Annotated in this window: 10 protein-coding genes; 7 read left to right on the forward strand and 3 right to left on the reverse strand. The window is 44.8% G+C overall.

The annotated features are described in order from the left end of the window. Positions 1-5: 5 nt before the first annotated feature. From gluQRS to sfsA, 3 genes are all read right to left on the reverse strand, one after another. A complete protein-coding gene (gluQRS, locus tag AAFX28_RS11100; RefSeq protein ID WP_408687666.1) occupies positions 6-896 on the reverse strand; it encodes a tRNA glutamyl-Q(34) synthetase GluQRS in 891 nt (296 codons plus the stop codon). Positions 897-965: 69 nt separating this feature from the next. After that, the gene (gene dksA / locus AAFX28_RS11105) at positions 966-1,412 is read right to left on the reverse strand and encodes an RNA polymerase-binding protein DksA (RefSeq protein WP_408687668.1); all 447 of its coding nucleotides are present in this window, start codon (positions 1,410-1,412) and stop codon (positions 966-968) included. 138 nt (positions 1,413-1,550) lie between these two features. Then, a complete protein-coding gene (sfsA, locus tag AAFX28_RS11110) occupies positions 1,551-2,264 on the reverse strand; it encodes a DNA/RNA nuclease SfsA (RefSeq protein ID WP_408687669.1) in 714 nt (237 codons plus the stop codon). 62 nt (positions 2,265-2,326) lie between these two features. On the opposite strand from sfsA, the gene hrpB reads away from it, so the two are divergent. The 7 genes from hrpB (at position 2,327) to AAFX28_RS11145 (ending at position 14,704) form a co-directional block, all read left to right on the forward strand. Beyond that, on the forward strand, positions 2,327-4,780 hold the full coding sequence (gene hrpB / locus AAFX28_RS11115; RefSeq protein ID WP_408687670.1) for an ATP-dependent helicase HrpB: 2,454 nt from the start codon (positions 2,327-2,329) through the stop codon (positions 4,778-4,780). Next, complete coding sequence (mrcB, locus tag AAFX28_RS11120) at positions 4,777-7,152, forward strand: penicillin-binding protein 1B (RefSeq protein ID WP_408687671.1); 2,376 nt, start codon at positions 4,777-4,779, stop codon at positions 7,150-7,152. Before hrpB ends, mrcB begins: the two co-directional genes overlap by 4 nt. A gap of 105 nt (positions 7,153-7,257) precedes the next feature. Continuing rightward, on the forward strand, positions 7,258-9,537 hold the full coding sequence (locus tag AAFX28_RS11125; protein WP_408690860.1) for a patatin-like phospholipase family protein: 2,280 nt from the start codon (positions 7,258-7,260) through the stop codon (positions 9,535-9,537). Between the two features lie 301 nt (positions 9,538-9,838). Continuing rightward, complete coding sequence (gene acnB, locus AAFX28_RS11130; RefSeq protein ID WP_408687673.1) at positions 9,839-12,427, forward strand: bifunctional aconitate hydratase 2/2-methylisocitrate dehydratase; 2,589 nt, start codon at positions 9,839-9,841, stop codon at positions 12,425-12,427. A gap of 121 nt (positions 12,428-12,548) precedes the next feature. Continuing rightward, entirely contained in the window at positions 12,549-12,920 is a 372-nt protein-coding gene (locus tag AAFX28_RS11135; RefSeq protein ID WP_408687675.1) for a YacL family protein, read from the forward strand. A 189-nt stretch (positions 12,921-13,109) separates the two neighbouring features. Further along, positions 13,110-13,448, forward strand: a complete 339-nt coding sequence (locus AAFX28_RS11140; RefSeq protein WP_171759803.1) for a P-II family nitrogen regulator — start codon at positions 13,110-13,112, stop codon at positions 13,446-13,448. A gap of 26 nt (positions 13,449-13,474) precedes the next feature. Continuing rightward, positions 13,475-14,704: an ammonium transporter gene (locus tag AAFX28_RS11145; RefSeq protein WP_408687677.1), complete on the forward strand. Its 1,230-nt coding sequence runs from the start codon at positions 13,475-13,477 to the stop codon at positions 14,702-14,704. The last annotated feature ends 20 nt before the right edge of the window (positions 14,705-14,724 follow it).

Below are 14,724 nucleotides of genomic sequence, written 5' to 3' on the forward strand. Positions count from 1 at the left end.
ATAGCTTACACCGAGCGGTTTGAGAATCTTGGTGTGATCTCAGTCGTTTGGGGAAGTTGTGACACTCGCCAATTTTTAACCCCCCACTCAATGATTTCTTCTACGCTAGCTTGTTGAATTTCTTTATCAATATCAAAACCTAAGAATGCCATTGCATCTAATAAGGCCGGCTTAGGATTGCTATTATCAATCGCTTTGGCGTGATTCTGTTTGGACAATTTGTGTCCATTATCGTCCAGTGCTAGTGGAAGGTGCAAGTAGCTGACAGGCTTAGCACCTAGCATTTGATACAGGCTAACCTGACGTCCGGTCGGCTCGATAAGGTCAGCTCCACGAACTACTTCAGTAATCCCTTGCTCGATATCATCTAATACTACGGCAAGGTTGTAAGCAAATAAGCCATCTCGACGTTTTATAATAAAATCTTCATCTGCTAGCCCAATCGGGATAGTTAGTGTGCCGTGGCGTTGATCTGCAAACTGGTAGACTGGATGGGTCATACGGAGACGAATCGCGCACTGTTCGTGGCTTTGTAAAGCTAGGTCGCGACAGGTTCCGGTATAAAATCCGCCTAATGCTTTAATTTGCTTCCGTGTGCATTGGCAGTAATAAGCTTGGCCTGAACTTAACCATTGTTCGATTTGAGATTGATACAAATCGTGGCGCTGACTTTGGTAAACAACTTCACCATCCCAATGCAGTTTATACGCTTCTAAAGTTTCTAGAATTAGCTCGCTTGCTCCTAGCATTTCCCTAGGTGGGTCAAGGTCCTCAATTCGAACCAACCATTGCCCTTGCTGTGACTTAGCTTGGAAGTAGCTACCAAGTGCAGCAATCAGAGAACCAAAATGTAAAGGACCAGAAGGAGAGGGGGCGAAACGGCCAATATAACTCATAGATGGGTACTGTTTTAATAAAACCAAAAAGGGAGCCAAAGCTCCCTTCAATAGTCAGACAAAGCTAATTTAGCCTTGCATCTGCTTCTCTTTGATCTCTGCAAGTGTTTTACAGTCAATACAAAGGTCTGCAGTTGGACGAGCTTCTAGACGGCGGATACCGATCTCGATGCCACAAGACTCACAGAAACCAAAATCGTCTTCTTCGATTTTAGTTAGTGTCTTTTCAATCTTCTTGATTAGACGACGTTCGCGGTCGCGGTTACGTAGCTCTAAGCTAAACTCTTCTTCTTGAGAAGCTCTGTCAACGGGATCAGGAAAGTTCGCTGCTTCGTCCTGCATGTGGTGTACAGTGCGATCAACTTCTTCCATGAGCTGGTTGCGCCAAGCTGATAAAATTTTTGTAAAATGAGCCATTTGCTCAGGTGACATGTATTCTTCACCTGCTTTCTCTTTATATGGCTCAACCCCTGCAATGGCTAGGATGCCTAGCGCTTTTTTCTTTGATTCTGGCATGCAGCATCTCCTACTAACACCTAGTCAACTGCGCTCGCAGTTAATTTAAGGCGGGTATCTATAGCAAAAAGAGTCATCAGAGGCAAATACTGGTGAGTAAAGTTATTGTCAATGTGAAGGTGTCATCACTTTTAGTCGTTATTGACTGAAATTGAGCGCTTCCACTAATTTTATCTCACTGTTGGAAAGTTCTGCCTTGTAGCACAGGACTTCCACTCCTTGCTCTTGTGCGTATTTAAGTAATTGTGAATATTTGGCGTCTATATGGGTCGCAGGAGAAACTTTTTCAATACCTGAGTGTAAAACAGTAAACAAAAGTACTGCTCTGCTTCCACTTTGCGCCATTTCTGTGAGTTCTCTCAGATGTTTTTGGCCGCGAGTAGTGACGGCATCTGGGAAATACCCTTGCCCTGATTTTTTCTCATCCAATAAGGTTACGCTTTTTACTTCTATATAGCATTTTGGTGCATTTTCTGAATTGAGCAAGATATCAATCCGGCTATTTTCTTTGCCATATTTTACTTCAGTTTGAAGTTGGTCGTATCCTTGAAGCTCTTTAATGACACCCGACTCGATAGCTTCAACAGCCAGTTGATTCGCTCGAGCAGTATTAATGCAGATGCGATGCCCCAATCCGGTTTCTGTGAGCTCCCAGCTATTTGGGTATTTTCTTTTTGGGTTATCAGAGGTGGAATACCACACCTTATTGCCTTGAGTCGCGCAACCTGTCATCGCACCTGTATTGGCACAATGGATCGTACGTTCACTGCCATCAGGCAAAGTTATGTCAGTCAGAAAACGCTTGTAGCGCTTGATTAATGTTGCTTGTTCTAATGCTGGCTCGAACTTCATTTGGGACTAGTTACTGTTTTTATGTACAATACTTGTCATCATTACACCACAAGGTTTCCCCATTGTCACAATTGCCTATTCAAGGCGTGATGCCAGAGCTACTCTCTGGTGTGCGCGAAAGCTCTCAGCTGATTTTAAAAGCGGCTCCTGGCGCAGGTAAATCGACCTATTTCCCTTTGCAGTTGCTACTGGAGAATGTGATTGATGGCAAAATCATTATGCTTGAACCACGACGCTTAGCGGCAAGAAACATTGCCCGTTATCTTGCGCAGCAGTTAGATGAGAGTGTTGGTGAACGTGTTGGCTATCGTGTTCGTGGGGAAAACAAGACGAGTAAGCACACTCAGCTTGAAGTGGTGACAGAAGGGGTGCTGACACGCATGATTCAATCTGATCCTGAGTTATCAGGTGTAGATTTGATCATATTCGATGAATTCCATGAGCGCAGTATTCATGCTGACACCGCATTGGCCTTCTGCCTAGAAATTCAAGAAGCGTTGCGTGACGATCTTAAGTTAGTCGTTATGTCGGCAACGCTTGATCAACACGCCTTAGCAAAACTCCTTCCAGATGCCGCTTTTATTGAATCTCACGGTCGTAGCTATCCGGTTGAGTATCGTTACATTGCAACTAAACCCAATGATCGAATAGAAGATCTTATGGCAAGGCAGATCACGAGTTTATTAGCAACTGAGACTGGTTCTTTGTTGGCTTTTTTACCTGGTGTAGCTGCCATCAAGCGAGTTGAAGAAAGGCTGCAAGCACTTCCTTCTGATATTGATGTGTGTCCATTGTATGGTCAACTCGATTTTAATCAGCAGCAAGCCGCTATTCAGCCTGCAACAAACGGTCAGCGTAAGGTGGTATTGGCAACTAACATTGCAGAAACCTCTCTAACGATTGAAGGTATTCGTTTGGTTGTGGACTCAGGTTTGGAGCGTGTTGCTAAGTTCGATTTAAAAAGTGGTGTGACTCGATTGGAGCAAGTTCGAATTGCTCAATCTTCTGCCGAGCAGCGTGCAGGCCGAGCTGGCCGTATTGAACCTGGGATCTGTGTGCGCCTTTACAGCGAAGGACAACTCAATCAGCAACCTTACGTGCCACAACCAGAAATTGTTCATACAGATTTATCTAATTTGGTGCTAGAGCTGGCTCAGTGGGGAGCTCAAAACCCTGATGACCTTAGTTGGCTTGATGTCCCCCCTGCAGCGGCGATTAACCAGGCTAAAACATTATTGGTTAAACTAGGACTTATTGATGGCAAAGGGCAGCTCACTGAAGCAGGTTTCTTGGCTGGTGAATTGGGCTTGGAGCCTCGAGCAAGTGCGATGTTAGCTAATGCTGGAACTGAGTTAAACACAGCACTAGCGATTAGCGCATTACTAGAAGAACCTGAGCGAAATACGTTGGACTTTATTCATAGTGTTTATCGTTTGAAACTAGGCAAACACAGTAAGCAGAAGCTGGTGACTCAACGTGCAAAAACGTTGGCGAAAAAGTTGCAGCATAGCTTTGAATTGACTGATGTTAATGAGTCACAAGTCTCGGTGCTGCTGGTGATGGCCTTTCCCGATCGGATTGCTCAGGCTCGTCGAAATCAAATAGGTCGATTTGTATTAGCCAATGGGCACGGCGCTGAATTGCAAGATACTGAGCGTCTCGCGAGCAGTGAATATTTAGTTGTGCTTGATCTGATGCGCAGTCATTCTGATTCATCAATGGTCTTTTCGGCGATTGAACTGGATATTAGTCAGCTTCAGTCTCGTTTTCCTGATTTGTTTGAGTCAGTTGATAGTGTTGATTGGGATGAACAGAAAGGACGACTCTTTGCCCAGCAGCAAACCAAGTTAGGACGCTTAGTTGTTGAAACTAAAGCGCTGCCAGAGCCATCTAGTGAAAAAATGACTGAAGCTTTACTTAATTTCATTCGCCGCAAAGGGCTTTCAGTATTAAATTGGACGTCTGCAAGCCAAGATTTATTAGAACGTCTTCGTTGCGGGCAAGAGTGGTTACCAGAGCAAGCTTGGCCAAAACTCGATGATGAGTCTCTTCTTAACCAACTGGATGAATGGTTAGAGCCTTACTTGAATGGCGTGAATTCAGTTAAAGCTCTAGCGAAAGTGGATCTTGAAGCTGCACTCCTTGCCTATTTGGGTTGGCCGTTGAATCAAGAGATCGAAAAATGGTTGCCGACGCATTACCAAGTACCAACTGGAAGCAAAAAGAAAATCCGTTATCAATATGGTCAAGAGCCCGTATTATCGGTGCGAATACAAGAAGTGTTTGGTGAGCAAGCGTCCCCAGAAATTGCACAAGGAAGAAAAAGATTAGTGCTTGAGCTGCTTTCTCCTGCTCAACGACCACTTCAAGTGACCCGTGACCTCGCAAGCTTTTGGGCTGGAGCTTATAAAGAAGTGCAAAAAGAGATGAAAGGGCGCTATCCGAAACATGTATGGCCAGATAATCCAGCAACACATGTAGCGACAACGAAAACCAAACGACAGTTAAATTCATGACCAAGAAAAACACCACGGCGAGCGCTAAAAACAAAACAACCAAGACGACCAAAAAGCCCGCTCGAAAACCTAGTAGAAAATCGACCAAGCGTAAGCCAAGTAAAACAGGCCAGAGAAATTGGCTTAGAGTCTTGTGGGGGATCGGTTGGAAGCTTGGTGTCGCTGTCTTTGCTGTTCTACTCTTTGTAGGAATTTATTTAGATAGTGTGGTGAAACAGCGCTTTGAAGGGCAGTTGTTTGATTTGCCTACCGTTGTCTACGCACGAATCCTCAATCTAGCGCCTGGTGATTCGATCACCATTCAAGAAGTTCGCAACGAATTGGATGTGTTGAACTACCGTAAAGTACGCCAACCTCGTTATCCTGGTGAGTATTCTTCGTCTTCAACAAAGATTGAACTGATTCGTCGACCGTTTGAGTTCAGTGATGGGCCTGAGCCAGATCGTCATGTCATGCTTCATTTTGATTCTAGTAGCCTGACCCGTATCCAATCCCTAGAAAGAAAAGGGGATATGGGGTACTTGCGTATCGAGCCTAAGATGTTGGGCATGCTTGAAAAGAATCATGACCAACAACGTCTTTTCTTACGTCGAGATCAGTTTCCAGAGGTGATGGTTGATGCGTTGTTGGTGACTGAAGATAGAAACTTCTATCAGCACGACGGGGTTTCCCCAGTAGCGATTGCGAGAGCTTTGGTTGCTAACGTGAAAGCTGGTCGCACTGTACAAGGTGGCAGTACCCTGACGCAGCAGTTGGCTAAGAATATATTCCTTTCCAGTGACCGAACCTTGTGGCGAAAAGTTCGCGAGGCTTACATTGCGTTGATCTTAGACTACCGTTACAGCAAAGACCGCATCTTAGAAGCTTATTTAAATGAAGTTTACCTTGGTCAGAGTGCTGGGGAAGCGGTGCACGGTTTTGGTCTTGCTTCTCGTCTCTACTTTGGTCAGCCGATACAAGAACTGCGTATTGATCAGCTTGCTTTGTTAGTTGGTATGGTTAAAGGTCCATCCTATTACAATCCGGTTCGTTTTCCTGAACGAGCGAAGAAGCGCCGCGACCTGGTACTTCGCTTGATGATGCAACAGGATATTTTGACGGCTAATCAATATGATATGGCGGCAAGTCGACCTCTTGATATTCAAGACAACCCTCGTATTGCGAGCCGACAACCAGCTTATTTCCAGCAGCTAAAAATAGAGCTAAAAGAGAAGGTAGGCGAAGCATTTCAATCTGATGTCGGCTTACGAGTATTTACCTCGCTTGATCCGGTATCTCAGCAAAAGCTAGAGCAAGCGATCGCTAAAAAGATTCCTCAGCTCGCTAGTGTAGCGGGTAAATCGTTAGAGGGAGCAGCAGTTGCCGTTGATCGTCATACCGGTGAGATTCGAGCGATGGTTGGCGGAAAACGTACTGGTTATGATGGCTTTAACCGAGCGCTCAATGCTAGCCGTCAGATTGGCTCGTTAGCAAAACCGGCTGTGTATCTGGCCGCGTTAGAGCAACCAGAAAAGTATAATTTAGCCACCACCTTACATGACAAGCCAATCAGCTTAAAAGGTAGTAAAGGTAATATTTGGTCGCCAAGAAACTACGACCGAAAATTCCGTGGTGATGTGCCACTATACACTGCACTTGCAAAATCTCTTAACGTACCGACGGTTGAGTTAGGTATGAAGGTTGGCATTCCTAGTGTGGTGGAAACGTTGGAAAACCTTGGGGTAGATAAGAGTGAAATACGCCCAGTCCCATCGATGTTCCTAGGGTCTTTTACTTTAACTCCATTCCAAGTGGCGCAGATGTACCAAACACTGACTAACTCCGGTAAGCAAGCTAGGTTGTCAGCACTTCGCTCGGTTATTGATCTTGAAGGGAATGTGCTTTTTCAATCTTTGCCAAGAGTCTCTCAGACGGTAAATCAACAAGCCGCATGGCTGACCACCTATGCTATGAAACGAGGGGTGTTAGAAGGTACAGGTCGCTACCTCAATAGCCAGTTCTCATGGGCTGCGCTAGCAGGGAAAACGGGCACCAGTAATGATACTCGAGATAGTTGGTTTGTCGGAGTCGATGGACGAGAGGTGACGACGATTTGGCTTGGTCGAGATGACAATAAACCGACTAAGTTAACGGGTTCTAGTGGTGCGTTACGTGTGTATGCTGAGTACCTTAAACATCGTATTCCTCAAAAGCTGAGTCTGCCTTGGCCACAAGAAATATCGACTTACGGCTTTAGTAAAACTGCACAAGGTAGTTTAGGTTTAGATTGTGAGAATGCATTTAAATTGCCGGTTTGGGATGCACAAGGAACATTTAAGAGTCAGTGTGAAAACCAACCGAAGCAGTGGATCAAAAAATTATTTACTTGGTAGCAGTCTATTTGACTAATAATTAAGAGAATTAGGTCTTTACGCCAATTTATACACCCAGTATAAACATAGGAACGACTTTAGAAAGGAACTCATATCGTGAGAAAGATGGCTTACCTCATCATTAGCATATTCTCTATGGTGGCATTTGGTGTGTCGGCGCAATCCGTTGAAGAGGATGCTCCAAGACCAAAAATCGCTTTAGTATTGGCTGGTGGCGGAGCAAAAGGCGCTGCGCATATTGGTGTACTAAAAGCTTTGGAAGAGCTGAGAGTTCCTGTCGATTATATTACGGGTACCAGTATGGGTTCTTTTGTTGGTGGCTTATACGCGACAGGTATGAGTGCTGAAGAGATTGAAGCCTATATTGACACGGTGGATTGGAATAGCGGCTACCGTGATCGAGTTGACCGCAGCCAACGAAAAGTACAAGACAAAGAATACGAAGACAGATACCAACTGACCACGGATCTCGGCCTCCGTTGGGGAGAAATTCGCGGTACAAAAGGTATTGTTCAAGGTCAGGGTATGCTCAAGTTGTTGCGAGAAACTGCAGGCAACTTACCACCGTTTGACTCTTTTGATGAGCTAGCTATCCCATACCGCTCTGTGGCGACAGATATCGTTGCGCTTGAACCTGTTGTCATTGGTGATGGTTATTTGGTTGATGCCATGATGGCAAGTATGTCCGTGCCTGGTGCGCTTCCACCGTATAACTTGGACGGAAGACTGTTGGTAGATGGTGGCGTGACAAACAATATGCCTGTTGATGTCGCTAGAGAGCTAGGTGCAGACATTGTTATAGCGGTAGACATTAGTACCGATTACAAAGATGAAGATGAATTTACTAACCTGTTTTCTGTCGCGGACCAACTCTCTAACTATCTAGTAAGAAGCACCACAAATCGACAAGCGAAAACCTTAACTGAGAAAGATTACTTCCTAAAGCCTGAAGTGGGCGACATGGAGACAACCGAGTTCGATAAGATGCCGGAAGCTTTTGAAGAAGGTTATCAAGAAGCGATGTCGCTAAAAGATAAGTTGTCGGTTCTCAGTTTAAGTTCGTCTGAGTACCAAGCTTATATCGAGCAGAAGCAGCAAGCTCGTCGTCAACTTCGTTACGGAGATGACATAACGGTAGAGAACATTGTTATTACCAATAACACACACTACACAGACACTTTGCTGGAAAATCGCTTAAACCTTCAAGAAGGCGAGAAATATTCTATCGCTGAAGTAGAGAGTGGTGTTCAAAATCTCTATGCCCTTGATCGCTTCGAGTTGGTTACCTATCGCTATGACGAAGTTGACGGTCAAGATGCCTTAATAGTCGATGTGAATGAGAAGTCTTGGGGACCGAACTACGTTAACTTCCGCTTCTTCCTTGAAGATGATTTTAGTACTGACAGTCAGTACTCTATTGGTGTCTCTACCAACTTCACAGGCCTTAACTCACATGGTGCAGAGTTAAGAACCAATTTTGAAATCGGTACCGATAAATTGATTGAAGCCGAGCTCTATTCTCCATTGTTTTCAAGTCAAAAAACCTTTACTAAATTGGGGCTAACGTACAACAACGAGAAACGAAATGCGCCACTACTCGGCTTTGAAGATACCAGCTTATCTGCCACCGAGAACTACATTCCAGTCGCTTATACTGAGTGGGTTGCTGAATGGGCGCTTGGTTATCAAGATACCTTATGGCGCCGCTTTATGTTAGGCGCTCGTTATACCGATGGTAAAGGTGAGTTAGCTAGTATTCCGTTATATGGTGACGTGTCGTTTAGACGAATGGGCGCATTTGCCAATTATCGAATCGATACCTTAGATGATTACAGCTTACCAAGGACTGGTTTCTACTTAGATCTTGATTATCTTATTTCGCATGATGAGAGTGTAGGAGACACAACGCTCATTGAAGGGCAGCGAGATAAAGACACATCTTATGAGTTTGGCGCCAAAATGATCGCTGCGCACACCTTTTCTCGCCATACTTTGGTCGCAAACGCAGACGTTGGATTTGTTGAAAGCAAAAGCTCATCAGTGCCGATCGACCCTAAAGAAATCGGTGGTTTCCTCAACCTATCTGGTGTCGCGCGTAATAGCTTGATTGGGCAAAACAAAGTGTTTGGTAGCTTAGTGTATCGCTATCGTTGGTTCGATAATGACTTTGGTTTGTTTACCTCACCATTTTATGTCGGTGCTTCTCTAGAGTATGGCGGCGTTTGGTCTGACCCTGACCTAGAACTCAATGAAGCACCACTCTATGCAGCGGGCTCGGTGTTCTTTGGAGTTAACTCACCGATTGGCCCGATGATGTTTGCTTATGGTCGTACTGAAGAAAACTATGACTCGGTTTACCTTATTATCGGTACCACCTTCAAGTAGAGTGAAATGCATTAACAGCCTCAATAGCTCATTCTCATAGAGTGGGATATTGGGGCGAGTAAGTAAGGAAAATCATAGAACTTTAGTCTTAAGTTGCTATGTTGGTCAAAATGATGAGATTTTAATTTAACGTTAAATTTGCTATCCTACCGCCCACAGTTTGGCCTCTCTGGCACTGTTTCTCAGTCAGCATTGAATGAAAAATATGGCAAGGAGAGCCAAGTTTCCAAGGATGTTCACTCCCTTATTCTTTGAATAAATAGTAATAAGAGGGAGGAACCGCAATGAGAGGAAAAAAGTCGTGCTTGAAGCCTACCGTAAACACGTCGAAGAGCGTGCTGCCGAAGGAGTTGTTCCTAAACCACTAGATGCTGAGCAAGTTGCTGGCCTAGTTGAACTTCTTAAAAATCCCCCTCAAGGTGAAGAAGCATTTATTCTTGACCTACTAGAGAATCGAATCCCACCTGGTGTTGATGAAGCTGCATACGTAAAAGCAGGCTTCCTAACAGCCGTTACTAAAGGCGAAGTATCATCTCCACTTGTTAGCAAAGAGAAAGCGGCAGAGCTGCTGGGTACAATGCAAGGTGGTTACAACATCGAATCACTGGTTTCTCTTCTAGATGACGCTGAGCTAGCTCCTATTGCAGTGAAAGCACTATCACACACTCTACTGATGTTTGATGCATTCTATGACGTAGAAGAGAAAGCAAAAGCAGGTAATGCTTCTGCACAGCAAGTGCTTCAGTCATGGGCTGACGCTGAGTGGTTTACTGCAAAAGAAAAAGTTGCAGAAAAAATCACGGTTAAAGTATTCAAAGTCACTGGTGAAACCAACACCGATGACCTATCTCCAGCACCAGATGCATGGTCTCGTCCAGATATCCCAGTACACGCTAAAGCGATGCTGAAGATGGAGCGTGACGGCATTAACCCTGATGACGCGGGTACTGTCGGTCCAATCAAACAGATTGAAGAACTGCAAAAAGACGGTATCCCTCTGGCGTATGTAGGTGATGTTGTTGGTACAGGTTCTTCACGTAAATCTGCAACAAACTCTGTACTTTGGTTTATGGGTGAAGATATCCCATACGTACCGAACAAGCGCACTGGTGGTGTTTGTCTAGGTGGTAAGATCGCTCCAATCTTCTACAACACAATGGAAGACTCTGGCGCACTACCAATTGAATTGAATGTACAAGACATGAACATGGGCGATGTGATTGATATCTACCCATACGAAGGTGTTGTACGTAAAGATGGCGCAGAAATCTCAAGCTTCGAACTAAGCAAAGTACTGCTTGATGAAGTTCGTGCTGGTGGTCGTATTCCACTGATCATCGGTCGTGGTCTAACAAGCCGTGCTCGTACATCTCTTGGTCTAGAAGAGACAGATCTATTCGCTAAGCCAGTTGATCCATCAGCTTCAGATAAAGGCTACACACTAGCTCAGAAGATGGTTGGTAAAGCATGTGGCGTAGAAGGCGTTCGTGCAGGTCAATACTGTGAGCCGAAGATGACGACTGTAGGTTCTCAGGATACGACAGGTCCTATGACGCGTGATGAGCTAAAAGACCTTGCATGTCTGGGTTTCTCTGCGGACCTTGTAATGCAGTCTTTCTGTCACACATCTGCATACCCGAAACCAGTAGACGTAAACACTCACCACACGCTACCAGATTTCATCATGAACCGTGGCGGTGTATCACTGCGTCCGGGTGATGGTGTTATCCACTCATGGCTAAACCGTATGCTTCTGCCTGATACAGTAGGTACAGGTGGTGACTCGCATACTCGTTTCCCTCTAGGTATTTCATTCCCAGCAGGTTCAGGTCTTGTAGCATTTGCCGCTGCGACAGGTGTTATGCCTCTTGATATGCCAGAGTCAATCTTGGTTCGCTTCAAAGGTGAAATGCAGCCAGGTATCACGCTACGTGACCTAGTACATGCGATTCCACTATACGGCATCAAGCAAGGTCTACTAACTGTAGAAAAAGCAGGTAAGATCAACGAATTCTCAGGTCGCGTACTAGAGATCGAAGGTGTTGAGCACTTATCAGTTGAGCAAGCATTCGAGCTTTCAGATGCTTCAGCAGAGCGTTCTGCGGCAGGTTGTACAGTTAAGCTTTCTCAAGAGTCTATCGAAGAATACCTAAACTCGAACATCACTATGCTTAAGTGGATGATCGCAGAAGGTTATGGTGACGTGCGTACGATTGAACGTCGTATTAAAGCAATGGAAGAGTGGTTGGCTAACCCAGAGCTTCTATCTGCAGATGCTGACGCTGAATATGCTCATGTCATTGAGATTGACCTTGCTGATATCACTGAACCAGTACTATGTGCACCAAACGATCCTGATGATGCACGCCTACTGTCTGACGTTCAAGGTACAGAAATTCAAGAAGTGTTCATCGGTTCTTGTATGACTAACATTGGTCACTTCCGTGCAGCGGGTAAGATGCTAGAAGAGTTCAATGGTTCGCTAAGCACACGTCTATGGGTGGCTCCGCCAACTAAGATGGATAAAGATCAGCTAACGGAAGAAGGTTACTACGGTATCTTTGGCCGTGCAGGGGTTCGTATTGAAACTCCGGGTTGTTCTCTATGTATGGGTAACCAAGCACGCGTAGCAGACAAAGCAACAGTAATGTCTACATCAACGCGTAACTTCCCGAACCGTCTGGGTACAGGTGCGAACGTTTATCTAGCGTCGGCAGAGCTTTCTGCAGTGGGTGCTATCTTAGGTCGCATTCCGACTAAAGAAGAGTACCTAGAGTACGCTCAGAAGATTGATGCAACGGCAGCAGATACTTACCGTTACCTGAACTTCCATAAGATGGGTCAGTACACAGAGAAAGCGGATACGGTTATTTTCCAAGAACCAGCATAAATCCTCGTCATATTTGATTGAGGCATAGAATTGAGAGCGTCTACTTCGGTAGGCGCTTTTTTTGTGCTTGGAGATTGAACGCTATATACTCTCGGTCCATTTTTTTGAGAGTAACTGACCGATGGAATTCGAATTTATTAGAAACACATTAATGGGCGAATACTATGTTAAGTCGAGTATGGGCCATGAAATTGTCGGTCGTTGGCTTCAAGAAGAGATAGGCAAAAACTGGGACAAGATTGCTCAAGTTGAACAGTTAACCGACCAAGCTCGAATGGAACCTCAAAAAGAGCACCTTCTATTAGGGACAGAGATTAGCGTCAATATCCAAGGTGATGAAGTGATTGTCCAAGAGAACGTCTTAGCACATGGTGATGAGATGGACGCTGATAGTGAGTTCGATTTTTATGACAGTGAAAGCACTGCTAATTGTGGGTTAGAGGACTTTGAACTGATGATTGAACAGTGGAAAGAGTTTTTAACCACGAAGTAGATGCACAGTATTGGTGAGGTTTAATCGTCTTGCTTTAAGATTGGGAAAAGGGCGCACTGATATGGTGCGCCCTTTTTGTCTTTTAGGAGGTGGCTATGCGGGTTTATTAATAAAATCAATAAGATAAATAGTTGGCACGCACCTTGGATTGTATAAGACAAAAGGACGACAGTTTTCAGAGAGGATGCGATGAAACTAATTAATGCGATTATAAAACCGTTCAAGCTAGATGATGTACGTGAAGCGCTAGCTGATGTAGGTATTGAAGGGATGACAGTATCAGAAGTTAAAGGCTTTGGTCGTCAGAAAGGTCACACCGAACTTTATCGAGGTGCAGAGTACCAAGTGGATTTCTTGCCAAAAGTGAAACTAGAAATCGCAACACAGGAAGAGAACGTAGACCGAGTTATTGAAGCCGTAACTAAGGCGGCACATACAGGTAAGATCGGTGACGGTAAGATCTTCGTGTATGACCTAACTCAAGCAGTGCGTATTCGTACCAACGAAATGGACGCTGAAGCGCTATAAGAATTCTAAGGACTGGAGACAATAAAATGGAATTAACAACAACAGTAACCGAGTTACGTTACGCATTAGACACTTTTTTCTTTCTCATTTCAGGTGCGTTAGTAATGTGGATGGCAGCAGGTTTTGCCATGTTAGAAGCTGGCCTTGTTCGCTCGAAAAACACTACTGAGATTTTGACCAAGAACATCTGTCTGTACGCGATTGCTTGTACTATGTACCTGATTGTTGGCTACAACATCATGTATGTTGATAATGGTGAAGGCGGTTGGCTACCATCATTTGGTGCTCTCATTGGCACACAAGGTGAAGGTGCTGACCATTCTCTAGAGTCAGACTTCTTCTTCCAGGTCGTATTCGTAGCAACAGCAATGTCTGTGGTATCAGGTGCAGTCGCTGAGCGTATGAAGCTGTGGTCGTTCTTAATCTTCTCAGCAGTATTAACAGCGTTCATTTACCCAATGGAAGGGTACTGGACTTGGGGTGGTGGCTTCCTATCACAAGCTGGCTTCAGTGATTTCGCAGGCTCAGGCATTGTTCACATGGCAGGCGCAGCAGCAGCTCTAGCAGGTGTTCTACTACTAGGTGCTCGTAAAGGTAAATATGGTAAGAATGGTGAGATCTACCCAATTCCTGGTTCAAACATGCCACTTGCGACTTTAGGTACATTTATCCTGTGGTTTGGTTGGTTCGGTTTCAACGGTGGTTCTCAACTTATGGTTTCTGACTTTGAGAATGCGACTGCTGTGGGTCAAATCTTCCTAAACACTAATGCGGCGGCGGCAGCAGGTGCAATTGCGGCTCTGTTTGTATGTAAAACGACTTGGGGTAAAGCGGATCTAACTATGATCTTGAACGGTGCGTTGGCAGGCCTTGTTGCCATCACAGCGGACCCTCTATCACCATCTCCGCTATACGCTGTAGCAATTGGTGCAGTATCAGGTGCAATCGTAGTATTCAGCATCATCGGCCTAGATAAACTGAAGATTGATGATCCAGTTGGTGCAATCTCTGTTCACGGTGTATGTGGTTTCTTTGGTCTAATGGTTGTTCCTCTAAGCAATGGCGACGCAACATTTGGTACTCAGTTACTTGGTGCTGCAGTAATCTTCGCTTGGGTATTTGGTGCAAGCTTGGTTGTGTGGGCTATCCTTAAGGCGACAATAGGCATCCGAGTTTCAGAAGACGAAGAGCTAGAAGGTATGGATATGCATGACTGTGGTGTTGGCGCTTATCCAGAATTTGTAACAGTGAAATAATTTACAGAAATTTACATTTT

The sequence above is a fragment of the Vibrio sp. TBV020 genome (assembly GCF_046056895.1).
In the GTDB taxonomy this organism is placed as follows: domain Bacteria; phylum Pseudomonadota; class Gammaproteobacteria; order Enterobacterales; family Vibrionaceae; genus Vibrio.